Below are 25,783 nucleotides of genomic sequence, written 5' to 3'. Positions count from 1 at the left end.
TGGTGACGACGGCGGTCCTTGTGACGGCGGTGACGGCGGCGGTCCTTGTGACCGCGGTCATGGTGTGCCCTCGCGGATCGTGATCACGGTCCACGCGCCGAGGTGGATGCGGTCGCCCGCGCCCACCCGGACCGGCACGTTGACCATGACCGGCTTGCCGTTCACCTGGGTGCCGTTGGCGGAGCCCGGGTCGACGAGCGTCCATGAGCCGTCGTGCTGGGCCAGCAGCACGGCGTGCAGGTGGGACACGCCCGGGTCCTCCGGCGGGCCGGTCAGGTCGATCTCCGGCCGCAGGTCGCGGCCCCGGCTGCGGCGGCCGATGCGTACCTGCTCGCCCGACAGCGCGAAGGACCGCTCGGGACAGTACGGCGGGAAGGCGACGACGTGCGCGTCGGGACCGCCCTCGGCGATCACCTGGTCGTAGTAGGCGCGATCGGCGGCGCTGACCGCCTCCCAGCGGGCTCCGGACACCGGCGCCAGCGACGGCGCGGTGCCGGAGTAGTCATGGCCGCACACCTCGCAGAACTGCCCGGCACGTGGCGTCTGGCAGACGGGACAGTCCTCCACCACGGCCCCGGCCCCGGCGCCGGTGGGGGCGGCGGAGCCGGCCGGGCTGGTGGCCGCGGCCGGTGCCGGGGAGCCGGCCATCTGGAGGCCGCAGACGTCGCAGTATTCGTCGTCACCCGACGCGTGGCCCTGTGGGCAGGTCGCCATCAGCTGCCCTCCCCGTCCTTGCGCAGCCTGCTGGTACGTACCGAGCCCGTGTCGAGCTCGATGGCGTCGGCCTTGTCGACGTTCTTGCGCAGCCGGGCCGTGCCGGAGGCCGGATCCACCTCGACGACCTTGTCGAGCAGCCTGGCCGTGTCCTCGCGGCCCGAATCGACGGCGATCTGTTTGGCCTTGGCCAGCTGGGCCGTCGCCTGGTCGACGTTGCCGGCCGCGCGGGCGCTCAGTCCGTCCTGGATCAGCTCGTGCAGCTCGGCCTGGCCGGTGTAGTGGGCGACCTTGCCGTTGATCCGGGTGGACTGGGCGAGGTCGTCGGTCCACTGGGCGAGCACGTTGCCGCTGGCGAAGACCTCCTGGGTGTCGGGGCGGAGCAGCTTCACCCAGCCCGCGCGGATCTCGCTGCCGATCTGGCCGGGCGGCACCTCGACGCACAGGTGGTACTCGCGGTCCTCGGTGCCCCACGAGCCGGTCGGGTAGTCGCCGGTCAGCGGGTTCACGTCGGTGCGCTTGCCGGTCAGGTCGAGCAGCGTGGGCGAGACCTGCTTGACCCACTTGAGCGTCGCCGTCTGCGGCACCCACACCCGCATCACCAGCTCGGCCACGGTCTTGCTCATCGAGGTCTGGGTGAGCTTGCGGAAGAAGTCGGCCAGGTCGCCCTGGTTCCTGACGAAGTCGAACGTACCCAGCAGCGCCTCGGCGACCTTGCGCAGCTCGGCGGGCACCCAGTCGTCGCCGACGCCGAGGCTGTCGCAGACGAACGCGCCCTCGCAGCGGGCCAGCGCGGCGGCGAACACGTCGGCGCGCTCGTTGTTCTGGCCGTCGGTCATCAGGATGGCGTGCCTGATCGCGTTCGGATGGGCCGACAGCATCTGGGCGGCCAGGTGCAGCCACTGGCCGATCGAGGTGCCGCCGCCGGCGGACAGCTGACCGATGGCCCGCTGCGCCTCGGCCCGGGTGGCCGCGTTGGCCCTGACCAGCTGGGGGTTGCGCGGGTAGACGACCCTGGCGCGGTCGGTTCCGGCGATCACCGCGAAGTTGACGCCGTCGCGCAGCGTCTGCACGGCCGTCGCGGCCGCCTGCCTGGCCTCGCGGATCTTGCCGCCGCTCATCGACCCGGACGTGTCGATGATGATCACTTCCGCGGCCTCGGCCGGGGTGGCGGCCGTGGTGGTCACCGAGCCGGTGGAGTTGATCGTGAGGATGGCGTGCACCTCGCGCCCGTCGATCGGGAGGTACTTGTTCTGGTCGATGTGGAGGGTGAAGGTGGGCTGGTCACCCATGTGCGTCTCCTAGAGGGATCAGGACGATGGTCACGTTGTCTTGCCCGCCGGAGTCGAGCGCGTGCCGCAGCATCACGCGGGCCATGTCCAGGGGGCTGCCGGTGGAAGGGAAGGTGTAGCCGTCGAGATAGCGCCACAGGCCGTCGCTGCACACGAGCAGCAGGCCCGGGTGCTCCGGCTCCAGCACGCGGACGTGCGGGCGGACGTCGCCGTAGTCGGCGCCGAGCCAGGCGGTGATCTCGCCCGTGGGCGCGGCGTCGTCCTCGGTCAACTGGATGCCGGTCAGCCGGACGCCTGGCGGCGGACCGGGCTCGGCGGGTCGGGTCCCGGCGGGCGGATGTGCCCCGACCGGACGGGTGGTGGCGGTCGCATCGGCGTCGACCGGATCGGCGTCGGTCAGGCCCGCGTTGACCGGTCGGATGCCGGCGGTCGGGTCGGCGTCGATCGGTTGGGTGCCGACGGACGGATCGTTCGCGGCCGGTCGGGTGCCGGGGGACAGCCAGTACGCGCGGGAGTCGCCCGCCCAGCCGAGCGTGATCCGGCCGCCTTCGACGACCGCCGAGACGTAGGTGCAGGCAGGGGCGTCGTCCACCGAGGTGGCCAGCTTGCCCACGGCCCGCCCGGCCAGGTCGAACGCCTCCTCGGCGGACACACCCCTGGCCAGGGCGGCGGACGCCGCCTCCACGGCGGCCGCCGACGCCTCGTCCGCGCGGGGCGAGCTGCCCACGCCGTCGCAGACCACGACGACGGTCCGCGTGTCCGTGGACAGCAGCGCCATCGCGTCCTCGTTTCGGCTGCGTCGCAGGCCCTTGTCGGTCACGCCCGCCGTACCGTTGTCGAGCGTGAGCTCGGTGTGGTCCCGGCCGGTGGGCTGGCGCAGGCCGCACCGCTCGCAGTAGCCGTCCGCGTCCACGGCCGGCGCGCCGCAGGAGCTGCAGGAAGGCGCGCCGAGCGGATGGCCGCACGCCTCGCAGAAGGCGTCGCCGGTGACCACGGGAGCCTCGCAGACCGGGCACCGCACGTCCGCCCGCGGGGCGGCGGTGTGGTCCATCACACCCACGTCCGGGGCCGCACGGCGTTGGCCTGGTCGACGAGGGTCTGGCGCTCCTGGCGGGAGCTCGCGGCCACGGCCAGGCGGCGGAAGATGCCTTCCAGCCGTTTGCGTACACCGGGTTCGGTGAACTCGGCGCCCGCCAGTTTCAGCCCGGCGGGCGGCTTACCGCTGTCGAGCCAGGACAGAGCGCTCTCCAGCAGCTCGGCGATGAGCAGCTCGCGGCGGCGCGGGTCGAGGTGGGTGAGGTCGTCGAGGCGGTCGGCCGCGGCCGACAGCTCGTTCGGCTTGCCCGGGTCGGCGCCGGGCGCTCTGGCCACCGAGGCCACGACCGCGAGCTGCGCGGCCACCCGGTGGCTGGAGGTGACGGGCACCTCGTCGAGCACCCCGATCCGGCCCGCCCTGGCCAGCCCGAACGCGGCGCTCACATAGGAGTGGTCGGTACGCCACACGCTCTCGTACCAGCGGACCGGGTCGTCGCCCATGCACTCCAGCGCGAACGCCAGCCCCAGCTTGGGCGCGCACTCGCCGGGCAGCAGCGAGAAGCACTCGTCGAAGATCTGCGCCGCCCGGCCGGCCTGCCGCGCGGCCAGCAGGTGAACGGCCCGGTACCAGGTCACCCGCCAGTCGCCGGGCCGTGCCCGCTCGGCCTCGTCCAGCGCCTGGAGCGCCTGGTCCGAGCCCTGTTCGGCGAGGAGCCGGGCCTTGGTCAGCAGCGTCTCGGGCGTCCGAGCCATCCCCTCGACCTGGCTGACCAGGACGTCGGGATCGCGGCCGACCAGGCCGGCCAGCGCGCCCGCCGCCGGGTCGGCGGGGTCGGCCAGCGGCACCGGCAGCGCGGCCGCCGCCTCCAGCGGGTCGAGCCCGTCGAACACCCGCCCGCGGTCGGCGGCCAGCGCCGCCCCCGCCGCGAGCCGCTCGGGCCCGAACATCGACGACTGCGCGGGGTACGGCACGCCCTCCGTCACCGCGCTGACCTCGCGCAGCACGCCGACGAGCTGTTCCTCCATCTCCTCCGCGCTCTGGAACCTGGCGGCGGGATCCGGCGCGGTCGCCCGCCGCAGCAGCCGGGCGAACGACTCGTTGCCGCAGTCCGCCGGCAGCGGGTTCTCCGCGCCGCCCTTGGCCGGGCTGAACGACGGGATGGTCAGCACCGCCAGCGTCCTGGCCACCGTGTACAGGTCGGAGGCGACGGACGAGGGCCGGGTGTCGAGCTCGGGCGCGTGGTAGCCGACCGTGGCCCAGGACGTGCCCGGCGGCGAGCCGACGCGCTGGACCGCGCCCAGGTCGATGAGCTTGAGCCGCTTGCCGACCCTGATCACGTTGGCCGGTTTGAGGTCGCAGTAGACCAGGCCCTGCTCGTGCAGGTAGCCGAACGCGCGCAGGATCTCCCGCCCGTACATCAGCGTCTCGCGCAGCGGCAACGGGCCCTGGCGGCGCAGCTCGTGCAGCGACTGGCCGCCGACGTACTCCATGACGATGTAGCCGAGGCCGGCGGAGCGCTGGAAGTTGATGATCTTGACGATGTTCGGGTGGTCGACGGTGGTGAGGAACTTCCGCTCGGCCTCCGCCGCCGCCAGCGCCTCGGCGTCGGCGGTGTTCAGCAGGCCCTTGAGCACCACCCAGCGGCCGTCGAGGTTCTCGTCGGCGGCCAGGTAGATCCAGCCGAGGCCGCCGTGCGCCAGGCAGCCCAGCACCCGGTACTGGCCCGCCACCAGGTCGTCCTGGCCCAGCTTGGGGGTGAAGGAGAACTGGGTACGGCAGTGCGGGCAGAACCCGTCGGGCAGCCCGGCGCGTCCCTGCCTGGAGCGGCCGACCGGCTCGCCGCACGCCGGGTTGGCGCAGAACCGCTTCTCCTCCGGCACCTCGGGATTGGCCATGATCGCGCTGGCCGGGTCCCGGTAGGGCACCGACGGCAGGTCGGCGAGGTCGCCCAGCACGCCGGCCCGCGACCGGCCACTGCTCAGCGGGCCGGTCATCGGCCGGCTCACCGGCCGGGTGTCCGGGGACGGCGAGGAGGCCGACGATGAGGGGGTGGACACGGACGTGGCGGCCGCCGCCGCGTGCCCGCACAGGTCGCAGTAGCCGTCTTCGATCGTGCCCGTACAGCCTGGCTGAGCGCATCCGGTCATCGGCCACCTCCGTGGATCGCACGCTGGTACAGGTCGACGGCTTGTGCCGCCTTCGTCAGATCACAGGGAGCGCTCCACAGCAGCAGCCGCGCCCGCTCGTACAGCCCGGTGGCGTCCGGGTCCTCCGCCAGGCCCTTGCGGACCGCCATCGCCTGGCACGCGCCGAGCAGTCCGCGCAGTTCGTTCCGCCGGCCGATCAGCCCCAACAGCGCCTTCGCCGTGGCCCCCGCCTGCTGGGCGGCCTGCTCGACGCCCTGCTCCAGCGCCGTCAGCCGGCCGGACCTGTCGAGCCAGGTGCCGGTCGAGGCGTCGAGCGCGTCGAGTTCGCCGGCCAGCGCGTCCACCTTGCTCCGCGGCTGTGCCTGCGGCGGCAGGGCGATCTTGGCGACGACCGTGCCGTGGGCCACCCTGGCGTCGCTCTCGGCCGCCCGTACCCGGTCCAGCGCGGCCGCCAGCTCCTCGCGCCGCCTGCCGTACTCCTGGCTGACCCGCAACGCCTGCTCCAGGTCCGCGCGGGTGCTCGCCAGGGCGCCGGTGACGCGGGCCAGCTCGTGGTCGGGTGGGGCCGAGCCGAGGGGATCTTCCAGTACGGCGGCGCGCATCCGCTTCAGCTCGGCCTCCGCCTGGGTCAGATCGAGGGTCTCGCCGAGCTGCCGCTGCAGGTCGCTCACCACGCGCAGCTCGGCGTCGGCGGCGTCGAGGCGGGGCAGCGCCGCGGACCAGACCGTGTCGATCTCGGTCAGCACGTCCGTGGCCAGCTGGAAGGCGGCGTCCATCCGGGTGACGGTCTCGTCCAGGGTGAGCCGCTCGTCCGCCTGGGGCAGCAGGGAGCGTTCCTCGACCGGCTTGGCGGCGGCCTTCAGGACCACCGAGCGGCCGGACAGCAGCTCGGTCAAGGTGGCGAGCTGCTCCGCGCCGAGGCGGCCGCGGGGGCCCTTGACCTGCTCGGCCGTACGTAATACGCCCCGGTAGGTGTCGTAAAGCGCCCACAACGTGGCGAGCGCGCCCTGCGCGGCGGCCCAGCGGGTCTGGGTCGGGCCGCGTAAGGAGGCGCCCTTGAGTAATTGATAGGTGGTGTGCGCTTCAAGATCGAGCAGGTCGCCGGAGATGCGGTCGCGCTCGTCGGAACGAGCGCGCAGCGCGTACTCCGCGCCCTCCCTGCTCATGGGTGGTCCGAGACTCATCACGCTCCCCGTGATACGGGCCCCCGCGCCCCGTTGTCTACCGGCTAAACGGTGAAACCGACCGGTTGGTTCCGAAGGTAGGGAGGACCCTGACTTGTCCCTGATTCAACCCTGTCTCACCTGCAATTCGCTTAAAGGATCTCGTAGCGTCTTGGGCATGGGACGCATACTTCTCGCAATCCTGGCGATCATCGCCGTGTTCATCCTCATCGGCCCCCTTGTGGGCTTCGCCTTCACGCTGCTCAAGTGGGGCCTCATCATCGGTGCCGTGGCCTTCGGGATCATGCTCGTGTCCAAGTGGGTCCGTACGTAGCGACCTGGCTTCCTGCGGCTCGGCGGCGCATAGTGGGTTGATGGAGGCGCGGCCGGCGGTTGACGACGCCGCGCTCGGGCGCGAGGCGATGTCCGTGCTCGAGGCGAACTGGACGGGAACCTCCACCGTGCCCGCACCAGGTCTCTACCCGCACCAGTGGAGCTGGGACTCGGCGTTCGTGGTGATCGGTCTGGCCAGGTACCGGCCGGACCGGGCCAGAGCCGAGCTGCTCAGCCTGCTGGCCGGGCAGTGGGCGACCGGCATGGTGCCGCACATCGTCTTCCACACTCCCGAGGCGTACTTCCCGGGCCCTTCGGTCTGGCGCTCGCAGGACCACGACGCCGCGCCGCGCGTGCTCACCTCGGGTCTCACCTCGCCACCGCTGCAGGCGCTGGCCCTGTGGTGGCTCTACCGGCACACCGGGGACGCCGACTTCGTCAGGCGAGCGTTTCCGGCGCTGGCCGCCCAGCACGCCTACCTGGCCGCCGCGCGCGACCTCGGCGGCTCGGGGCTGGCCGCGATCGTGCACCCCTGGGAGTCGGGCATGGACGACAGCCCGGCCTGGGACCAGGCGCTGGCCGCGCTGCCCGAGATCAGGTACGGCTACCGCAACGTCGAACTCGACGAGCGCCACCCCGACAGCGACCACGACCGCTACGTCTGGCTGGCCCTGCGATACCGCAACGCCGGCTACCGGTCCGAATACCTGCGCGACGAGCACCCGTTCGCCATCGAGGACCCGATGTTCAACGGGATCTGGCTCGCCTCCTGCCTGGCCCTGGCCGACCTGGCGCCGCTGGCCCGCGCCGACCCGGTGCCCCACACCGAGCAGGCCGAACGCATCAGGCAGGCACTCCTCGACCGCCTCTGGGACGGCTGCTTCTACGCCCGCGACCTGCGGGCCGACCGGCTCATCCGCGTCTGTACGGTCGGCGGCTTCGGCCCCCTGCTCGACCCCGGCCTGCCGAGCGACCGCGTCCAGGCGGCCATCGACGTGCTCGAATCGGCCAGGTTCATGGGCGCCACCGGCTACCCGGTGCCCAGCTGCGAGATCCGCGCGACCCAGTTCGACCGCACCCGCTACTGGCGCGGCCCGTCCTGGGTGAACACCAACTGGCTGCTGCGCCGGGCCGCCGGCGTGCACGCGCTCGACTCGCTCAGCCAGCAGCTCACCAACGGCACGCTCCGCCTGGTCAGGCAGGCCGGGTTCCGCGAGTGCTTCGACCCGTTCGACGGCAGCGGGCGGGGGTGCCGGGACTTCTCCTGGAGTGCGGCGCTGACCCTGGACCTGCTCGCCGATAGCGTGAAGGAATGAGCATCCTTCGCCGCCTGCCCGCCGACGCCCGCAAGGCCCTGGTCACCGAGCCGGGGGAGCGGGTGCTGACCTTCGCCGCCACCGGCGACGGGCACGTGGTGGCCACGAACCTGGCGCTGCACCTGCCCGGCGGGGTCCGCGTGCCGTACGAGACGATCGACCGGGCCTCCTGGGACGAGGAGGGGCTGAACGTCCTGACCATGTCCGGCGAGAGGCACCGCGTGCTGCTGCCGGAGCCGCGCCTGCTGCCCGAGACGGTGCGGGAGCGGGTCAACGCCACCATCGTGGTGAACAAGCACGTGGACCTGCCCGGGCGTGGCGGGGTGCGCCTGGTGGCCAGGCGGCGGCCCGGCGGCGAGATGCTGGGCTGGACCCTCGTCTTCGACGAAGGTCTCGACCCGGACGACCCGGGCGTGCGGGCACAGGCCGAACAGGCCCTTGAGGGCGTACGGCGCAGCATGGGCGTGTGAGTGCTGTTCCCTGTTCCCCGTTCCCCGTTCCCCGGGCATGGGTGCCATGCCCGGGGTTGACCGGCTCAGTAGGGGATGCCGGTTTCGTTGGCCTTCTTCTCGTTGACCTGTTCGCCGGGCCAGCCGGTGCCGGTGTCGGCGTGGTCGTGCTTGTTGAGGAACGGGATCCGATGCTGGAGCGTGTCACCCACCTTCGACCTGGCCACTCCGGCCGCCTTGGACACCTGCGCGCCGACCACCCCCGCGGTCTCCTGGAACCTGGGACTGTCGGCAACACGCTGGGCCGCCCGCTTGATCTGCTCATAGCGTTCGCGACCAGCCCGGCTGCCCAGGACGTAGCCGACAGCGAGCCCAATGGCGAACGTCATTCGATAACGCATATTGCACCTCCGCTGTCTCCGGACTACCCCGATGACGATGCGACACGCACTCCTGGAGTGCGCTAATCTATTCCTGCGCGCAGGGGAAGCGGACCGCAAGGCCCGCCGACCGGCGCGAAACGTTCGATCCCGCGTAGCTCAACGGCAGAGCAGCCGGCTGTTAACCGGCAGGTTATAGGTTCGAGTCCTATCGCGGGAGCAACATCAGGCCCTCTTCCTGGATCAAGGAAGGGGGCCTGAGTCGTTCCGGAAACCAGGCACCAACCTCTCCCAAGTTCCGTTGTTCTGGGCGGGGGAGGAACCATGATCCTAGACAGGCGTCCCGCGCTTGCCCTGGCCGCAGGCGGCTTGATGCTCGCCGGTGTGGCAGTTGCTCTCATCGCACGCCCCTTCTGGCACCCGATGCTCACGCCTCATGTACTCGGAGGCGCCATCATCGGAGTAGACGTCGTTGTCATCCCCGCCGTCCTCGGGCGCATCTCACGGGCCCTCCGCATGACGTGGGGCCTGGCGGCCGTGGGCGGCGGTGGCGCGCTTGCTCTTGTCGTGCTCCTCGCGCATCTGTCCCGTTCGGGTGCATATCTGATTGAGGAGGCCTCGGACGCTGGTTTCCTCGGGATGCTCGGCGGGTTCGTGGCAGGTGGAGGGATGGTGCTGGTGGGGACGGCTGTTCTCCTCCTGCGCGAGACAGACGTGAAGCACATCGGATGGGCGGAGGAACGGGCCGGAGGCGGTGAAGGTTACGTGGCCGTATGTGCTTGCGGCTGGCGGGGAAGCGCACGTCAGGACGCATCACAGGCGCTCACCGAAGCAGGAGATCATGCCGGCACGGTGCGCCCCATGGTCCGACGAACCTGAACACGCCGTCATTCACGCTTTGTAGTCATAAGATCACTGGATTTTTGATTTGCCGGGACAAACGGCTGTCGGACGGTGAAGGATGGCAGGAGCTGCGGTCCCGTTGTGAAGGCGGTGTGGAGAGGGCGCCGCCTGCAAGGAGGTGCCGCCGACCCGGAATCGGCGGGGCGCTCCGTTGATGGAAAAGTGCTGGTTACTGCGTTGCGTACCTGGATCAGGTCCCTGCGTCCCTTCGATGCCATCGCCGTACAGACCTTCATCGAGCACACGATCGACATCCGCGAGGCGGAGCGCTTCATCAGGCTCTTCCACGCCGAGAACCCCAGCGCCGGCGACGTGCACGCGCGGCTGCGTGAGGTCGCCAGGGACGTGGCCCGTCATGGGACCTACGTCCATACGTTCGAGGAGCTTCAGTTCGGGGCCAGGGTGGCCTGGCGTAACAGCAGCCGCTGCATCGGGCGGCTCTACTGGCGGTCGTTGAGAGTGCGCGACCGCAGGCAGGTGCACAGCGCCGAGGGCGTGGCCATCGAGTGTGTGGCCCATCTGCGCGCCGCGACCGGTGATGGGCGGATTCGGCCGACGGTCACCGTGTTCCCGCCGGACACGCCGGCCAGGCGCGGGCCCCGGGTGCTGAACGAGCAGCTCATCCGGTACGCCGGTCATCGCCTGCGGGACGGCTCGATCGTCGGGGATCCCCGCCACGCCGACTTCACCACGATGGTCAGGGGGCTCGGCTGGCGTGGCGGGGAGGGGAGGTTCGACGTGCTGCCACTGGTCATCCAGCCGGCGGCAGGGCGGCCGCTGCTGTGTAATCTGCCGGGCGACGCGGTTCTGGAGGTGCCCCTCACGCATCCGGAATATCCGTGGTTCGCCGAGCTGGGGCTACGCTGGCATGCCGTGCCGGCCATTTCCGGCATGTGCCTGGAGATCGGCGGGTTGTGCTATCCGTGCGCGCCCTTCAACGGCTGGTACATGGGGGCGGAGATCGGCGCCCGCAACCTCGCCGACGTCGACCGCTACGACCAGCTGCCCGTGGTCGCCGAGCGTCTCAGGCTGAACACCGCCACCGACCGGTCCCTGTGGCGGGACCACGCGCTGGTCGAGCTGAACGTGGCCGTGTTGCACTCGTTCGAGCAGGCGGGGGTCACGATGACCGACCACCATACGGAGTCGAACCGGTTCCTCACGCACCTGGAGCGGGAGGAGAAGGCGGGGCGCGTCTGCCCGGCGGACTGGTCGTGGATCGTGCCGCCGATCTCCGGCGGCGCCACACGCGTTTTCCACCGCTACTACGACAATCCCACGCTGACTCCGGCGTTCGTCCACCACAGCGGTTGATCGCGCGGCCTGCCATCTCCGCCTTTCTTGCGTTCCGCCACTAGAATATGATTCGGTTGCCCCATGGCGGAACTCGTTCTCACCTCGGCCGACCAAGGCGTGCTCACACTGACCTTCAACCGGCCCGACAGGCTCAACGCCTGGACGGACGCGATGGGCCGGCGCTACTTCGACCTCCTCCAGGAGGCCGAGGAAGATTCGAACGTGCGGGCCATCGTGGTGACCGGCGCGGGTAAGGGCTTCTGTTCGGGCGCCGACTTCCAGACGCTCAGCGCCCTCCAGACCGGCTCCTACGACGAGACCCCGGATCCGCGCCCCAACACCTTCCCCACGACCATCGCCAAGCCGATCATCGCCGCCGTCAACGGCGCCTGCGCCGGTCTGGGCATGGTCCACGCGCTGGCCTGCGACCTGATCTTCACTGCTGAGGACGCCAAATGGACCACGGCCTTCCCCCGCCGCGGCCTGGTCGCGGAGTACGGCCTGTCCTGGATCCTCCCCCGCCTCATGGGCCAGCAGCGAGCCATGGACATCCTCCTGTCGGGGAGGGTCTTCACCGGCGCGGAAGCCTACGAACTCGGCCTGGCGAACCGCTCGGTCCCAGGCGACTCACTGCTCGCCACGGCCCAGGAGTACGCCAGGGAGCTCGCGATCCACAGCTCCCCGGCCTCCATGGCCATCATCAAGCGCCAGATCTGGAACGACTGGAACGTCACCCTCGAAGAATCGGCCAAGACGGCGACCCAGGAGATGCTCGCCTCCTTTACCCGCCCGGACTTCGCCGAGGGCGTCGCCAGCTTCCTGGAACGCCGCCCGCCGAACTTCCCGCCCCTCTACTAGCCAGCCCGAAGGGACCACCCAGACGGTGCCGGTGCGCACGTAACGGCGGTAAGCCGGTGAACCGGAGGAGCGTTCCCCTGGACAGACGCCGGCCCCGTGCGGAGGGTGGGGCCCACCGGGCCGGCCGTAACAGAGAATGCCGCCCGTAACAGAGGTCACGAAATGCGGCGAGCACCCGCGGAGGGGGTGGCGGGGAGGAAGCGGGGGGCCTGCCAGCCGCGTTCCGCGTAGGCGCTGCTCACCGACTCCTTCACCGACTCCAGGCGGTCGTCGGCCACCAGCGCGATCGCCGAGCCGCCGAAGCCGCCCCCCGTCATGCGGGCGCCCCGGGCGCCGCCGCGCAGGGACGCCTCCACGGCCAGGTCCAGCTCCGGCGACGACACCTCGTACTGGTCGCGCAGCGACAGGTGGGACGCGTTCAGCAGCGCCCCGATCTCCGTGATCGCCCCCGCCCGCAGCAGGCCGACGAGCGCCTCGACGCGGTGGTTCTCCGTGACGATGTGCATCGTGCGCTTGCGCTCGTCGCCCTGCAGCAGGTCGAGGGCCCCGGCCAGGTCCGTGACGTCGCGCAGGGCCGCGACGCCCAGCTTGCGGGCCGCCGACTCGCACTCCGCGCGGCGCTTGGCGTACTCGCCGCCCGCGTGCTCGTGGTGCGCCCGCGTGTCGATGATGAGGATGGTCATCCCGTGCGCGGCCAGGTCGAGCGGGATGTTGCGGGAGCCGAGCGAGCGGCAGTCGAGGAACAGCGCGTGCCCCTCGGCGCTCAGCGCGGACGCGGCCTGGTCCATGATGCCGCACGGCATGCCGACGAAGTCGTTCTCCGCCCGCTGGCTGAGCAGGGCGCGCTCCATGGGCGTCATGCCCAGGTCGTACAGGTCGTCGAGGGCCGAGGCGACGGCCACCTCCAGGGCGGCGCTCGAACTGAGCCCGGCGCCCGGCGGGATGTCGCCGTCGATGGCGATGTCGGCGCCGCGTACCCGGTCGCCCAGCATGGCCAGGACGCCGACCACGTAGCGGGTCCAGCCGCGCGACTCCTCGTGGTTGGAGATGACCACCGGGTCGCCGGGCGACTGCAGGGAGAGCAGCCGGATCGTGCTGTCGTCGCGCGGGCTGACCGCCGCCGTGACGCCCCACGGCACCGCGAAGGGCAGGACGAAGCCGTCGTTGTAGTCGGTGTGCTCGCCGATCAGGTTGACCCGGCCGGGCGCGTGCCAGACGGTACGCGGGTCGGCGCCGAAGGCGGCACGGAAAGCATCAGTAGCGCGCATAATCCAACACTCCTCAACAAAGCTCCGACCGTAGACTAGCGCTATGGAGGAGCTGGTGGATCCGGCGCTCGCCTCTGTCCGGGTCTTCCTCGTCCGCGACGACAACAAGGCGCGCAAACTCAAGTACAACCTGGGCCATCCACGGGTGCTCACGTTCGGCGGCGCCTACTCCGGCCACATCAGGGCTGTGGCGGCGGCCGGGCGGCGGGATGGGTTCGAGACGATCGGGGTGATCCGCGGCGAGGAGCGGTTGCCGCTCAATTCGTCGCTGGCGTACGCGGCGTCCTGCGGCATGCGGCTGACGTACCTCGACCGGGGGACGTACCGGCTCAAGCACACCCCAGAGGTGCAGGCCGCGCTGCGCGAGCAGTGGGGCGACGTGGCGATCCTGCCCGAGGGTGGCAGCAACGCGGCGGCCGTGCGCGGATGCGCCGAGCTGCCCGATGAGATCGCGGGGCTGTCCGGTGAGATCGGTGGCGACTACGACGTGATCTGCTGCGCGGTCGGCACGGGCGGCACCCTGGCCGGGATCGCGGCCGGGTTGCCGGAGGGGCGGCGGGCGATCGGGTTCGCGGTGCTGAAGGGGGCCGGGTTCCTCGAGGGTGAGGTCGCGCGCCTGCAGCGCGAGGCTTACGGGCGCGTGTGGTCCAACTGGTCGGTCAACCTGGACTACCACTTCGGGGGCTACGCCCGCTCGACTCCGGTTCTCGACGACTTCATCGCGAAATATGGGGTCGAGGGGGTGTACGTCGGGAAGATGCTGTACGGCGTCTTCGACCTCGTACGGCAAGGCGCCTTCCAGCCGGGCACCCGCATCGTCGCCGTCGTCACCGGCGAGCCCTGGAACCCGGCGACCGATCAGCTCTCGACCCCGGTCACGGAGTGCGGCGTGCCCACCGGCCTCGACTCCGGCGACCCGCGCTGCCGCAGGTAGATCGAGAGCATCGACAGGACGGCGCCCAGCTTCAGGTCCCGCAGCGCCTCGGCGCAGGTCTGGCCGGGGTCGGGCAGCTTCTTCGCGGGTCGAGCAGGCTCTTAACCGAGCTGGTCGAGGATGGGGGCGACTAGTTGGTTCAGCTCGCGTACCAGCACGACCAGGGCCCGTTCCGCGCTCTGTTCGACCTGGTCATGCGGGCCCTCGGGCTCCGGCGGCAGGTCGTCGAGCGGCACCGGCACCTCGACCAGCAGCGTCGCCCGCAGGAACGGGATCCTGGCCAGGTCCTGCTGCGTCGGCTCGACGTACTGGCCGAACGTCTCCTGCCAGCCCAGCCAGCCGCGGTCGCGCCACCAGGCCCGCGAGCGGGTGAGCTCCTCGGGCAGCGGTGAGACCAGCCGGATCCGCGCGTTGAGCGTGCCGTCCCACGTGTTGCGGTCGCACGTCGCCTCCAGGATGCGGCGGTCCCAGCGCACGTAGCCCGGGTTCAGCGACGGCGGCGTGGCCAGCCGCCAGGCCGCGCAGGCGAACCTGACCGGCGCGATGTCGCCCCACTCGAACTCTTCGAGGTTCTTGCGCACGTGTACGGCGTAGCGCCCGTCACGATCCCTGTCGAACTCCTGGTCGATCCAGAACGCTCTAGCCATGGGGTCTACGCTACGGCGCTCCGAGCGGTGATGGCCCCAGGTCCGGAGATCCGAAGAATGGGCGGTAACCAGGCGACTACACATGTAGCTTTTTCACAGTATTGGATGACTGGGGAGTGCAGCATGGAGTCAGAACAGCTCGCCGCCGCGATGAGGTACTGGGAAGCGGGAGACCTCGGTGCGGCGGCGGTGCTGTTCAGGGAGAACGCGGCCACCAGCGATCCCGAGGCGTCGCATCTGCTGGCTTGCCTGCTGGAGGAGCAGGGCGACCTCGACGGTGCGGAGGCCGCGCACCGGTCGGTGATCCAGTCGGGCGACCCGGTCTTCGGGCAGCGGTCGGCCATCGCCATGAGCATGATGCTGATCGCCGCGCGGGAATGGCCCGCCGCCTACCGGGTGCTGATGATCGCCTCCGACGGCGCCGACTTCGAGGTGGCCGCGCTCGCCGAGACGGCGCTGGTCCTCGTACTGACCGAGATGGGCGACGCCCAGGGCGCGGCGGAGGCGCTGGAGCGGGCGCGCCGGTGTGACAGTCCCGCCGTGGCCGAGCTGGCCGCCCAGCTGGAGCTGCCCGACTTCGTCCCCCACGATCCCGGTACGGCCCGCGACCTGTACGAGCTGGCGGAGGACGAGGACGACTACCAGCAGTTGCTGACCTGCGGCGATCCCGAGGTGGTGTCGTTGTCGGCGTTCCGGCTCTTCCAGATGTACGCCGACGAGGAGGACTTCGCGGCCGCCCGCGAGGTGTGCGAGTACGCGATCGCCGTGGGGCACCCCGACCACCTGGCCACGGCCCACCGGTTGCGCGGCGCGGTCCTCGTCGACCTCGGCGAGTACGCCGAAGCGGCCGCCTCCTACGCCACGGCCGCCGAGGACCCCAGGCCCGAGGAGCGGCTGCCCGCGCTCATCGAGCAGGCCAAGGTGACCGCGCAGCTCGGCGACGTGGTGGCGACGAAGGCGATCTTCCACCGGGTGATCGCCAGCGGCCAGCGCGAGTACGCCGTCGAGGCCCAGGCCTGCCTGGCGCAGATGCACACCGAGGCCGGGGAGGTGGCCGCGGCGCTCGCGGCGTTGCGGGCCGTACTGGAGGCAGGGGAGTCGGAGTGGTCGTCGATCTGCGTCACACTGCTCGGCCTGCTGCTCGACCGGCACCCGGACGAGCGGGAGAGCCTCATGGCGCTCGTACTCGACGCGGCCGAGCACGACGATCCCGACACGGCGTTCAAGGCCGCGCTGCTGATCGACCATGCGGCGCGGCAGCAGCCGCTCGCCGACCCGGTGGAGGAGCAGGCGCTCCTGGACGTCGACGAGGCCCTGCGCCACCTGCAGGCGGGTGACCTGGCCGTTGCGCGGCGGCTGCTGCGCAGGGCCATCGACTCCGGCGCGGCCACCCAGTCGGTCCGGGCCATGATGACGCTGGCCGAGCTGGAACTGGGCGAGGGTGATCGAGAGCAGGCCGACGAGCTTCTGTCGTACGTCGCCGAGGGCGACGATCTGCTGCAGGGCTTCAGCGCCGAGTTCTTCCTGCACCTGCTCCGCGAATCGGGCGGCGAACCGCATCCCGTGCTGCGGGCGGTCATCGACCACCAGCGCCTGGGCAGGGAGGAGGGGCTGGTCCGCTACCGCCAGGCCATGGAGCACCCGAACCCGGCGACGGCCGCGATCGGCACCGCGGTGTTCGCGCAGGTGCTGGCCTCCATCGGGTACGACCTGTCGGACGCGGCCCAGCTGTTCCGCGCGGCGGCCGAATCCGGTGACCCGCTCGCGCTCTCGTACACGGCCACCATCTTCAAGGACGTCCTGGTGAACCAGGACCAGACCGAGGAGGCGGTCACGCTGCTGCGCCGGGCTCGTGCCGATGGGCATCCTGGGTTGGCGCCTTGGGTGGCGTACGGGCTGGGTGAGCTGCTCAGCGAGCGTGCCGGTGACGACCTGGGCTTCGGCGCGGGTGAGGGTGCGGGCGCTCTTGGGGGTGCTGGCGTTCGGGGGGCGGGGGCGCGTGATCTGGTGGAGGCGCGGGCCGCGTTCGCCGCCGCGATGGAGACCGGCCATCGCGGGCTGCGGGTCGAGGCGATGGGCGCGCTGCTCGGGCTGTTCGAGCGCCAGGGCGATCTGCTGGCCGCGTGCCGCCTGCACGAGCGGTTCGTCGCCGAGGGTGACCCGGTCCAGGCGCCGCGCAACGCGTGGCTGCTCGGACTCACCCGGGTACGGATCGACGACCTCGACGGCGCTCGCGCCGCGTTCGCCCATATCCCGGAGACTCACCCGGAAGAGGGGGACACCGGGCGCTACGCCCGGTTCCTGCTCGACCGCGACTTCGGTGCGGCGGCTGCGGCCTTCCAGGAGATAGCCGACGACGGCCGAACCTGGATGGCGGCCATGCTGGCGATGCAGAGCTCGCACGCCTGGCACCGGCAGGGCGAGACGGCCGCCGCGGACGGGGCGCTGTCCCTGGTGCTCGACGTCGGTGACCCGGACTTCCGGCAGGAGGCGGCCTGCTACCTCGGCGCCCTGCGCCACGACGCCGGCGACCCGCACGGCGCGATCGCCGCCTGGCGACAGGCCACGACCGGCCCCGACGAACGCCTCACCACCATCGCACACCGCGACCTCGCCCGGACCTGGCACACCCTCGGCGACCTCGACGCGGCGGCACAGGCGTACCGGAAGGTATTGGCGGGGTGCGGCGGGGTGGCGAAAGCCCACCAAGGGGCGGTGGTTGCCGGGCGCGTGGCGGAGGACCAGGGGGCAGCCCCGGGAGCTGAAACGGCGTACGACGGGGTGGCGGTCGCCGAAGCGGCGTTCGTGGCGGAGGCGTGCCAGGGGATGGCCGGCCTCGACGAGGGGCGCACGTATCAGGGGATGGTGACTGGCGTCAACGAGGCGCCCGCCTACCAGGGGATGGTGGCCGCCGCTGGCGAGGCGCCTGTGTACCGGGGGTCGGTGGCCGGCGTCGATAAGGCGTACGAGGCGGAGATGTACCAAGGGATGGTGGCCGCCGCTGGCGAGGCGCCCGTGTACCAGGGGTCGGTGACGGGCGTCGATAAGGCGTACGTGGCGGAGGCGTATCAGGGGATGGTGGGCGGGGCTGGAGAAGCGGACGCGGGGGAGGCGTACCGAGAGGCGGTGGTCGAGGCGCATGTGGCCGAGGCCGCGTTGCGGCTCGGGGAGATTCTGATCGCGACCGGGTCGACCGACGAGGCTCGCGAAGTGCTGCGGGTGGTGTTCGGGGATGCGGCGGTCCCGCAGCTGGCCCGGCTTCTGCGGGATGCCGGTGATCTGGAGGGCGCGCTGGCGGCTGCGGAGATCGCGGTGGGGATCGCGCCGGGCGCGGAGGTGGTCTGCCTGCTGGGTGGTCTGCTCGCGCGGACCGGTGATATGGAGGGGGCGCTGGCGGCGTTCGAGCGGGCCGTGGCGGCTGATCCGGCGTCGGCGGGTGCCACGCTGGTGGAGGCGGGCCGGCGTCTGGAGGAGGCGGGTGACCAGGATGGCGCCCGTTCGGCCTACCAGCGTGCGGCGGCCCAGGACCTGGACCGGCAGGCCGCGGCCACGGCCCGGGTCCGGCTCGGCACGGCGTCGCCGAAGGAGCGGCCATGGGTGCTGGCCGCCGAAGGCGACCGGCAGGGCGCGCTGGCGGCTCTGACCGAGCTGACCGGTTCGGCGTTGATGGCGCGGCTGCTGCTCGCGCTGGACGCGGGCGAGCCGACCGAGGTATGTCGCCTGCTGACCGCATCTCCTACGGCCGGAAAGCCCAACTCCTCGCCCGCCGAGAGGTCCGGCTTCTCCGTGGTCGGGCAGTTCGCCCCCTCCACGGCTGACACGCTCGCCGAGGTGTCTGAAGCCTCTGTGGCTGAGGCGTGCGGATTTCCCGTCGACGAGGCGTTTGCCGAGACGTTGGAGATGGCCAGGACGACCCGGGACGATGCCTTCGCCAGGGCGCTCTACCTGCTGGTCATCGAGCTGGGCGGGCCGAGATGGGCCGCGATGGCAAGGCTGGGGCTTGGTGCGGAGCTGGCCCGTGACGGTCAGTACAGCCAGGCCGAGCTGTGCCTTCTGCCCGCGACGGAGAGCGACGATGCCGACATCAGCCTCATGGCGTGGCGCGACGTCTCCGCCGTCCGGCGTCGGTGCGGTGACCTGGACGGGGCCGTCGAGGCGCTGCGGGCCGCGATGCCGTCGACCGCCGTCGAACTGGCCGGGTTGCTGGAGGAGGGCGGCGATCTGGCGGGGGCCGGTGACGTGCTCGATCGTGGCGCCGCGGCCGGGGACCTCGCGAGTCTGCGTCATCTGCTCGTCAACCTGTTCCAGCGGCGGGAGTACGCGGCCGTCGCCGCCGAGGCCGAGTTGGCGGTCGGTACCGGCGATCCCGAGACGGTGGCCATGGGCTACTGGGTGTGGGGTGACGCGTGCAAGGCGACGGATGATCTGGCGGGCGCGGTTGCCATGTACCGCAAGGGGATCGACACCGGTCACCCGAGCGCGGGGATGCGGGTCGATCTCGCGGACGCTCTGCACTCGCTGGGTGACACGGCCGCCGCAGCAGGGGAGGCGCGGCTGGCCATCGAGTCGGGCGAGGCCGACGCCGTGGCCAGGGGCGGCCTTCAGCTCGGCTGCTGGCTGCACGAGGACGGCGACCCGCTCGGGGCCGCGGAGGCGTTCGCCGCCGCTGCGGGAACGAGCGCTGCGGGAACAGCCGCCCAGCTGACCCACGAAACGGCCCACGAGCTGGCCCAGATCGCCCTGAACAACCTGAGCACCCTGGCCTACCAGGCATACGAGCAGGGCGAACACGCGCTGGCCGTACAGGTGCTGTCGCATCTGGGGCCGCACGCCGGAACCAAGGCCAGGGAGCTCGCGGAGCTCTGCGACGACCCCGACGCCGTCCACCTCTACTACGAGCTGGTCGGCTCCGACGCCTTCACCGAGCTGGGGGTCGCCGAGCGGCTCGCCGAGCTCGGCGAGACGGCGCGGGCGCGGGCGATCTACGAGCGGCTGAACGAGCACGAGGACCCGGACGTGCGGTTCGTCGCGGGCGGCAGGCTGCTGGCGCTCCTCGACGTCGAGAACGACGTCGCCGCCTTCTACAACCTGGCCGAACGGCAGGCGGGTGACGCCGACAGTCCGGTGCGGTCGGTGTTCGGCAGCTTGCTCGGCATGCTCCAGGGCCGCCAGGGCGACACTGAGGCGTCGCTGCGCACGCTGCGGGAGGCGGCCGAGAGCGGTGAGCCCACCGCGTTGAGCGTGCTCGCCCAGGCCCTGGTCGGGACCGGTGAGGTGGCCGAGGGCAGGGAGGTCTACCGGCGCGTGCTGAGCGCGGGCGACGATGAGCTGGCGGCCAGGGCGATGGTCGCGCTCGGCCACAGCTACCACGACGAGGACGAGGACGAGGCCCGCCGCTGGTACGTCCGGGCGGTCGAGTTCGGAACCGGGCACGTCACCGCGCTCGGGGCGATGTACCTCGGGGCGCTGGCCAAGCGGGAGCGGGACTTCCCCGAGGCGCTCGGCTGGTACCAGCGGGTCATCGACTCGGGCGACACGGAGTCGGGCATGGCGGCCGCGCATCTGGGGGAGCTCTGCTACTGGCTGAACGACCGCGACGGCGCCGTGCGCTACTACGAGCTCACGCTGGGGCTGACCGAGCAGCCCGACCTGGTCGCCGAGGCCGCCTTCCGCCTGGGGGAGATCCGGTACGCCCACGGCGACCTCACGGTGGCCAGGCGGATGCTCCGGCTCGCGGCCGGCACCGACGACTCGACCTTCGCGGCCGACGCCGAGCAACTCCTGGCGAAGCTGGGATGAACTTGCCATTAATTAAATGACCACATAGTCTCATCTAGTCAAACATTTGAGGTGAGACGTGATGGCAAGGGTGGGACGGCCTCCGCAGGATCCCGCGCGTCAGCTGGAGCGGGCGCACCGGATTCTGGACGCCGCCGCCGAGCTGTGCCTGCGCTGGGGCTACGACAAGACGACCATCGACGACGTGGCCAGGCAGGCCGACGTCGCCAAGGGCACGATCTACCTGCACTGGAAGACCCGCGAGCTGCTCTTCGCGGCGCTGATCCGCCGTGAGCGGGTCCTTCTGATGCGTGAGGTCCGCGAGAGCGCGCCCGCGGACCTGCGCGAGCTGCTCCGGGAGCTGGTCGGGGGGCTCTTGCGCCGACCGCTGATGAGGGCGCTGATCCTGGACGACTCGGAGGTGTTCGGCAAGCTCAGCAGGCAGAAGAAGAGCAGCCAGACCACGCTCGATCTGGGCGCCGCGTTCGGGACGTACCTCGGTGAGCTGGCCGGGCGGGGTGTGCTCCGCTCGGACCTGACGCCCGCCGAGCACCTGGCGACCCTCGCCTCGGTCATCTACGGGTTCCTGTTCACGCAGAAAATGATGCCCGAGCAGATACGGACGCCGGAGGACCGGCTCGTCGAGCTGGTCGCCGACACCGGCGTCCGCGCGATGGGCACGGGTGCCACGTTGTCGGACGACGACGCCCGGGCCGTCAGGCTGGCCACCCTCGGCTATCTCGACACCATGGAGGAGATCGCGCAGCGGAAACTCGCGGTCTCCCTAGGCGCTAAGGAGCGTGTCACGTGAGGGCCGTACTCCCTCTCGACGATGCCGCCGCCGACCTCGCGACAGCGGGTGGAAAGGGCGCTTCCCTGGCCAGGCTGACCAGGGCGGGACTGCCCGTTCCCCATGGATTCCACGTCACCACCGAGGCCTACCGCGCGTTCGTCGCGGACTTCCACGACCAGATCCTCGACGCGGCCGCCTCCGGTGACGCCGCCGCGATCGCCGCCCTGTTCGCCGGGCACGACATGCCCGCCGCGCTCGCCGCCGAGATCCGCGAGGCGTATGACGCGCTGGGCCACGACGTGCCCGTGGCCGTCCGCTCGTCCGCCACGGCCGAGGACCTGCCCGACATGTCGTTCGCCGGACAGCAGGACACCTACCTCAACATCAGGGGCGAGGCGCTGCTCGACGCCGTCAAGCGCTGCTGGGCCTCGCTCTGGAACGCCCGCGCCATCGCCTACCGCGAGCAGAACGGCGTGCCCCAGGACGACGTGGCGCTGGCCGTCGTCGTGCAGGAGCTCGTGGACGCCGACGCGGCCGGCGTCCTGTTCACCGCGAACCCGGTCAACGGCGCCCGCGACGAGATCGTCATCAACGCCTCCTGGGGCCTCGGCGAGGCGGTCGTCGGCGGCCAGGTCACCCCCGACACCGTCGTGCTCCGCGACGGCGCCGTCGCGGAGTCGCGGATCGGCGACAAGACGGTCATGACCGTGCGTACGCCGTCCGGCACGCGGGAGGAGCCCGTCCCCGACGACCTGCGGCACCGGGCCGTCCTCGGCTCGTCGCAGGCCGTCGAGCTGGCCGCGATCGGAGCGCGCATCGAGGAGCTGTACGGCACGCCGATGGACGTCGAATGGGCCAGGCGCGACGGCTCGTTCTTCATCGTCCAGGCCCGCCCGATCACCGGCCTCAAGCAGCGGGTCGAGGAGTGGAACGACAGCCTCAAGGGCGACTACCTGTGGACCGGCGGCAACCTCGGTGAGGCCATTCCCGACGTGATGACCCCCGCGACCTGGTCGTTCGTCCGCCTGTTCATCCATGAGGCGATGGCCGCCTCGGCGCTGCCCGGGTTCGACCTGGTCGGCAACATCGGCGGCCGGTTCTACATGAACCTGAGTGTCCTGTACTCGCTGGCCAGATCGCTCGGCATGAACAAGCGGCTGGCCGCCGTCGAGCAGGTCTTCGGCAAGATGCCACCCGGCCTCGACGTGCCGCTGCTGAAGGTCTCCCGCTGGGAGATCGTCAAGAAGATCGTGCCGATGTTCATCAACATCCAGAAGCGCGTCCGTACGAACCTCAAGGGCCTGCGCCCCTTCCTCGCCACCGCCCAGCGCCGCTCGGAGGAGCTGCGGGCCCGGATCGCCACCACGGAGACCGGCCCCGACCTGGCCGCCCTGTGGGAGCGCGAGATCGAGCCGTACGTCGTCACCAGTTGCCGCATGCTGGAGGCCGCCGGCCGGCAGGGCGGGGCCACGCTCGTGTACACCCGCGACAAGCTGCGCAAAATGATGGGCGACGTCGACGCCGAAGCCATGCTCACCGGCGCCAACGCCGACGGCGAACTGGCCAGTCTCGGCCCGGTCATCGGGCTGGGCAAACTGGCCAGGGGCGAGATCGACCGTGACACGTTCGCCCGCTTGTACGGGCATCGCGGCCCCCACGAGTTCGAGGTCTCCCTACCGCGCCCCGGCGAGGACCCGGCCTGGATCGACGCCCAGCTCGCCGGGCTCCGCGACATGAGCGCCGACACCGAGGCCCTCCTCGCCCGCCAGAAGAAGGCGCGCGAGGAGGCGTGGGCGCGGTTCGCCCAGCGGTACCCCCGCCAGGAAGCCAAGATGCGGGACCGGGTCACCCGGTGGAACCAGGTCGTCCGCGACCGCGAGACCGCCAGGTCGGAGAACATGCGGGCGTTCTGGGTGCTGCGCGCCTTCATGCTGCGGGCCGGGCAGCTCACGGGGCACGGCGACGACCTGTTCTTCCTCTACCTGGAGGAGATCCTCGACCTCCTGCGGGGCGACGCGTCCTCGCTGGACCAGGTCCCGGTACGGCGGTCGACCTACGAACGCTACGCCGCGCTGCCGCCGTACCCGACGCTGATCGTCGGCCACTTCGACCCGGTGCGCTGGGCCGCCGACCCCGGCAGGCGGAGCGACATCTACGACGCGCGCGGCGGGAGCGCGCCGGTCAGTGACACGGTGACCGGTTTCCCCGGCGCGCCGGGCATCGTCGAGGGCGTCGCCCGGGTGATCGCCTCGCCCGAGGACGGCGAGCGGCTCAAGCCCGGCGAGATCCTCGTGACGACGCTGACCAACATCGGCTGGACACCGATGTTCCCGCGCGCCGCCGCCGTCGTGACGGACATGGGGGCGCCGCTGTCGCACGCCTCGATCGTGGCCCGCGAGCTGGGCATCCCGGCGGTGGTCGGTACGGGCAACGCGACGATGCGGCTGCACGACGGCGACCGCGTCCGGGTGGACGGCGAGCGGGGCACGGTCGAATTGCTGGGCTGAGGGTGCTTTGAGCCTTGATCGGGTAGGCCGGAGTCGTGCGCGAATCCGGCCGCCGCGCCTGGCACGAGCTGCCCGGCCCTCTGGTGGAAGAGGTGGAACACCGCCTCGGCTCGGCCGTGCGGCGTTTCGAGGAGCGTCGGGGCGGGTTCTCGTACGGTGTGCTGGGGGTGGCCACGCTGGACGGTGGCGAGCGGGTGTTCGTCAAGGCCGTCCCCGAGGACTCCGGCCACGTGGCCGACTACCGCCTGGAGGCGATCGTCGCGGCGGCGCTGCCCTCGGGGGTTCCGGCGCCGCGCTTCCGGTTCTCGTGCGAGGCGGCCGGGTGGGTGCTGCTCTGCTCCGACGTCGCGCCCGGCGGGCTTCCGCACGAGCCTTGGCGGCCGGAGGAGCTGGCCGCCGCCCTCCACCTGGTGACCGTCTGCGCCCGCGAGCTCACGCCGTCGCCGATCGGCGGCCTGCCGACGGTGGCCGACCGCATGGCGGGCCGCTGCGAGACCTGGCAGGCCAGGGAACGCGACGGCGCCACCGACGGTCTCGGCGCCTGGGAGCGGGCGCGGCTGGGGCGGCTGGCCGAGGTCGAACGGGACTGGGCGTCGCTGGTCGTCGGCGACTCGCTGCTGCACTTCGATCCGCGTTTCGACAACCTGCTCATCACCCCGCACGGCCGGGCCAGTCTGGTCGACTGGGGCCGCGCGTGCACCGGCCCCGCGTGGGCCGACCTGGTCTGCCTGCTGCTGGAGTCGGATCTGGGTGACGCCGACCCCGAGGAGCTGTTCGCCGCGCATCCGCTGGGCCGGGCGGCGGAGCCGGAGCGGGTGGACGCGCTGCTGGTGGCGTTCGCCGGCTACTGGACCCGCACCGCGGGCGAGCCGGGCCCGCCGCACGCCCCGCACCTGCGGGTGCGGCGCGAGCGCTCGCGTCAGGCCACGATCGGCTGGCTGCGCCGCCGCTGGGGGTGAGGCCCCAAGCCCTTTTAGGCGTCGGACTTGCCGAGGAAGCCCGAGGTGCGGAGCCAGTCGGCGGAGACCTTGCTCGGCTCCTCGCCGTCGACGTCCACCTGGGCGTTGAGCTTCCGCATGGTCGTGTCGTCCAGCTTGGCGATCACCGGCTTGAGCACCTTCTCCAGGGCCGGGTACTTCTGGTACGTCTCGTCCCGTACGGTGACGGCGGCGTTGTAGATCGGGAAGAAGTGCTTGTCGTCCTGCAGCACGGTCAGGCCGAGCGCGGAGATGCGGCCGTCGGTGGTGTACACCTCGCCGAAGTTGCAGGTCTGGCCCTTGTCGGTCTCCGTGTAGACGACGCCGGTGTCGAGCTGGCTGATCTTGTCCTTCGGGAGGTTCAGTCCATACGCCTTGGACAGCCCCGGCAGCCCGTCGTCACGGGTCGAGAACTCCGACTCGACGCACAACGACGCCTGGTCCGGGTTGGTCTTGGCCAGTTTCACCACGTCGGAGATCGTCTTGACGCCGAGTTCCTTGGCCTTCTCCGAGCGGATCGCCAGGGCGTAGGTGTTGTTCAGCGGCGTCGGCCCGACCCAGCGGATCTTGTTCTTCGCGAGGTCCTCGTCCGCGGTGGCCTTGAACTGCTTGGCCGCGTCCGGGATGGGGGTGGCGTTCTTCAGGTGCTCGATCCAGCCGGTGCCCGAGTAGTCCCAGTACATGTCGATCGACTTGGACTCCAGGGCCTTGCGGTTGGGCACCGTACCGCCGAGGTTGGTCTTGTCCTCGACCTCGGCCCCGTGCGCCTTGAGCAGCTGCACGGCGATCTGCCCGAGCATGATGTTCTCGGTGAAGTCCTTGGAGCCGATGACGAACTTGGCGCCGGACAACTCGTTGCCCGCACTGGCGGCCTCGACGGAGTCGCTCGAACCACACGCGCTCGTGGCGGTCAGGGTCAGGGCGGCGGCGGCGAGCAGGGTGAACGTCTTGCGGACATGCATGAAAAAAACACCTCTTGAAGCTGGACTTGC

20 protein-coding genes, 1 tRNA gene and 1 pseudogene are annotated in these 25,783 nt (G+C 71.3%); 12 read left to right on the top strand and 10 right to left on the bottom strand.

What is annotated here, in order from left to right; translation table 11 throughout:
* Positions 1 to 57: 57 nt before the first annotated feature.
* Genes KME78_RS04305 through KME78_RS04285 form a run of 5 tightly spaced genes read right to left on the bottom strand, consistent with a single transcriptional unit; the run spans position 58 to position 6,373 of the window.
* The gene (locus KME78_RS04305) at positions 58 to 714 is read right to left on the bottom strand and encodes an FHA domain-containing protein (RefSeq protein WP_219527427.1); all 657 of its coding nucleotides are present in this window, start codon (positions 712 to 714) and stop codon (positions 58 to 60) included.
* A complete protein-coding gene (locus KME78_RS04300) occupies positions 714 to 2,006 on the bottom strand; it encodes a vWA domain-containing protein (RefSeq protein WP_219527426.1) in 1,293 nt (430 codons plus the stop codon). The genes KME78_RS04305 and KME78_RS04300 overlap by 1 nt, the downstream gene beginning before the upstream one ends.
* Positions 1,999 to 3,057, bottom strand: a complete 1,059-nt coding sequence (locus tag KME78_RS04295) for a PP2C family protein-serine/threonine phosphatase (protein ID WP_219527425.1) — start codon at positions 3,055 to 3,057, stop codon at positions 1,999 to 2,001. Before KME78_RS04295 ends, KME78_RS04300 begins: the two co-directional genes overlap by 8 nt.
* Positions 3,057 to 5,189, bottom strand: a complete 2,133-nt coding sequence (locus tag KME78_RS04290; RefSeq protein ID WP_219527424.1) for a serine/threonine-protein kinase — start codon at positions 5,187 to 5,189, stop codon at positions 3,057 to 3,059. Before KME78_RS04290 ends, KME78_RS04295 begins: the two co-directional genes overlap by 1 nt.
* On the bottom strand, positions 5,186 to 6,373 hold the full coding sequence (locus KME78_RS04285; RefSeq protein ID WP_219527423.1) for a hypothetical protein: 1,188 nt from the start codon (positions 6,371 to 6,373) through the stop codon (positions 5,186 to 5,188). The genes KME78_RS04290 and KME78_RS04285 overlap by 4 nt, the downstream gene beginning before the upstream one ends.
* Positions 6,374 to 6,530: 157 nt before the next feature.
* Here KME78_RS04285 and KME78_RS04280 point away from each other — a divergent pair, with 157 nt between their 5' ends.
* The 3 genes from KME78_RS04280 to KME78_RS04270 are packed head-to-tail and all read left to right on the top strand — an operon-like array spanning position 6,531 to position 8,471.
* On the top strand, positions 6,531 to 6,686 hold the full coding sequence (locus KME78_RS04280; RefSeq protein WP_219527422.1) for a hypothetical protein: 156 nt from the start codon (positions 6,531 to 6,533) through the stop codon (positions 6,684 to 6,686).
* 40 nt (positions 6,687 to 6,726) lie between these two features.
* Entirely contained in the window at positions 6,727 to 8,001 is a 1,275-nt protein-coding gene (locus KME78_RS04275; RefSeq protein ID WP_219527421.1) for an amylo-alpha-1,6-glucosidase, read from the top strand.
* Positions 7,998 to 8,471: a hypothetical protein gene (locus KME78_RS04270; protein WP_219527420.1), complete on the top strand. Its 474-nt coding sequence runs from the start codon at positions 7,998 to 8,000 to the stop codon at positions 8,469 to 8,471. The genes KME78_RS04275 and KME78_RS04270 overlap by 4 nt, the downstream gene beginning before the upstream one ends.
* 65 nt (positions 8,472 to 8,536) lie before the next feature.
* On the opposite strand, the gene KME78_RS04265 is transcribed toward KME78_RS04270, so the two are convergent.
* A complete protein-coding gene (locus KME78_RS04265) occupies positions 8,537 to 8,851 on the bottom strand; it encodes a YtxH domain-containing protein (protein WP_219527419.1) in 315 nt (104 codons plus the stop codon).
* A 127-nt stretch (positions 8,852 to 8,978) separates the two neighbouring features.
* Between KME78_RS04265 and KME78_RS04260 the strand changes: the two genes are divergently transcribed.
* From KME78_RS04260 to KME78_RS04245, 4 genes are all read left to right on the top strand, one after another.
* Positions 8,979 to 9,050, top strand: a tRNA-Asn gene (locus KME78_RS04260).
* A 104-nt stretch (positions 9,051 to 9,154) separates the two neighbouring features.
* Positions 9,155 to 9,709 (top strand): hypothetical protein, encoded by a 555-nt coding sequence (locus KME78_RS04255; protein WP_219527418.1) that lies wholly within the window; start codon positions 9,155 to 9,157, stop codon positions 9,707 to 9,709.
* Positions 9,710 to 9,895: 186 nt separating this feature from the next.
* Positions 9,896 to 11,047 (top strand): nitric oxide synthase oxygenase, encoded by a 1,152-nt coding sequence (locus tag KME78_RS04250; protein ID WP_308126803.1) that lies wholly within the window; start codon positions 9,896 to 9,898, stop codon positions 11,045 to 11,047.
* A 63-nt stretch (positions 11,048 to 11,110) separates the two neighbouring features.
* Positions 11,111 to 11,887, top strand: a complete 777-nt coding sequence (locus tag KME78_RS04245) for an enoyl-CoA hydratase-related protein (RefSeq protein ID WP_219527417.1) — start codon at positions 11,111 to 11,113, stop codon at positions 11,885 to 11,887.
* Positions 11,888 to 12,042: 155 nt separating this feature from the next.
* On the opposite strand, the gene galK is transcribed toward KME78_RS04245, so the two are convergent.
* Positions 12,043 to 13,155 (bottom strand): galactokinase, encoded by a 1,113-nt coding sequence (gene galK, locus KME78_RS04240; RefSeq protein ID WP_219527416.1) that lies wholly within the window; start codon positions 13,153 to 13,155, stop codon positions 12,043 to 12,045.
* Between the two features lie 43 nt (positions 13,156 to 13,198).
* Here galK and KME78_RS67005 point away from each other — a divergent pair.
* Positions 13,199 to 13,708, top strand: a pseudogene (locus tag KME78_RS67005) (1-aminocyclopropane-1-carboxylate deaminase/D-cysteine desulfhydrase); the annotation flags it as partial.
* A 305-nt stretch (positions 13,709 to 14,013) separates the two neighbouring features.
* Here the strand turns inward: KME78_RS67005 and KME78_RS67000 are convergent.
* Both KME78_RS67000 and KME78_RS04230 read right to left on the bottom strand, forming a co-directional pair.
* On the bottom strand, positions 14,014 to 14,100 hold the full coding sequence (locus KME78_RS67000; RefSeq protein WP_308126819.1) for a DUF6766 family protein: 87 nt from the start codon (positions 14,098 to 14,100) through the stop codon (positions 14,014 to 14,016).
* 90 nt (positions 14,101 to 14,190) lie between these two features.
* Positions 14,191 to 14,736 (bottom strand): hypothetical protein, encoded by a 546-nt coding sequence (locus KME78_RS04230; RefSeq protein WP_219527414.1) that lies wholly within the window; start codon positions 14,734 to 14,736, stop codon positions 14,191 to 14,193.
* A gap of 123 nt (positions 14,737 to 14,859) precedes the next feature.
* Here KME78_RS04230 and KME78_RS65925 point away from each other — a divergent pair, with 123 nt between their 5' ends.
* From KME78_RS65925 to KME78_RS04210, 4 genes are all read left to right on the top strand, one after another.
* Positions 14,860 to 20,535, top strand: coding sequence for a tetratricopeptide repeat protein (locus KME78_RS65925; protein ID WP_219527413.1), 5,676 nt, complete (start codon positions 14,860 to 14,862; stop codon positions 20,533 to 20,535).
* Between the two features lie 61 nt (positions 20,536 to 20,596).
* Positions 20,597 to 21,325 (top strand): TetR/AcrR family transcriptional regulator, encoded by a 729-nt coding sequence (locus KME78_RS04220; protein ID WP_219527412.1) that lies wholly within the window; start codon positions 20,597 to 20,599, stop codon positions 21,323 to 21,325.
* Entirely contained in the window at positions 21,322 to 23,814 is a 2,493-nt protein-coding gene (locus tag KME78_RS66995; protein WP_219527411.1) for a PEP/pyruvate-binding domain-containing protein, read from the top strand. The genes KME78_RS04220 and KME78_RS66995 overlap by 4 nt, the downstream gene beginning before the upstream one ends.
* 35 nt (positions 23,815 to 23,849) lie before the next feature.
* Positions 23,850 to 24,773, top strand: a complete 924-nt coding sequence (locus KME78_RS04210) for a phosphotransferase (protein WP_219527410.1) — start codon at positions 23,850 to 23,852, stop codon at positions 24,771 to 24,773.
* Between the two features lie 14 nt (positions 24,774 to 24,787).
* Here the strand turns inward: KME78_RS04210 and KME78_RS04205 are convergent, their stop codons facing one another.
* On the bottom strand, positions 24,788 to 25,753 hold the full coding sequence (locus KME78_RS04205; protein WP_219527409.1) for a glycine betaine ABC transporter substrate-binding protein: 966 nt from the start codon (positions 25,751 to 25,753) through the stop codon (positions 24,788 to 24,790).
* Positions 25,754 to 25,783 lie beyond the last annotated feature (30 nt).

This window comes from Nonomuraea guangzhouensis, from assembly GCF_019396345.1.
Taxonomy (GTDB): domain Bacteria; phylum Actinomycetota; class Actinomycetes; order Streptosporangiales; family Streptosporangiaceae; genus Nonomuraea; species Nonomuraea guangzhouensis.
This window is presented reverse-complemented; position numbering and strand designations above follow the sequence as displayed.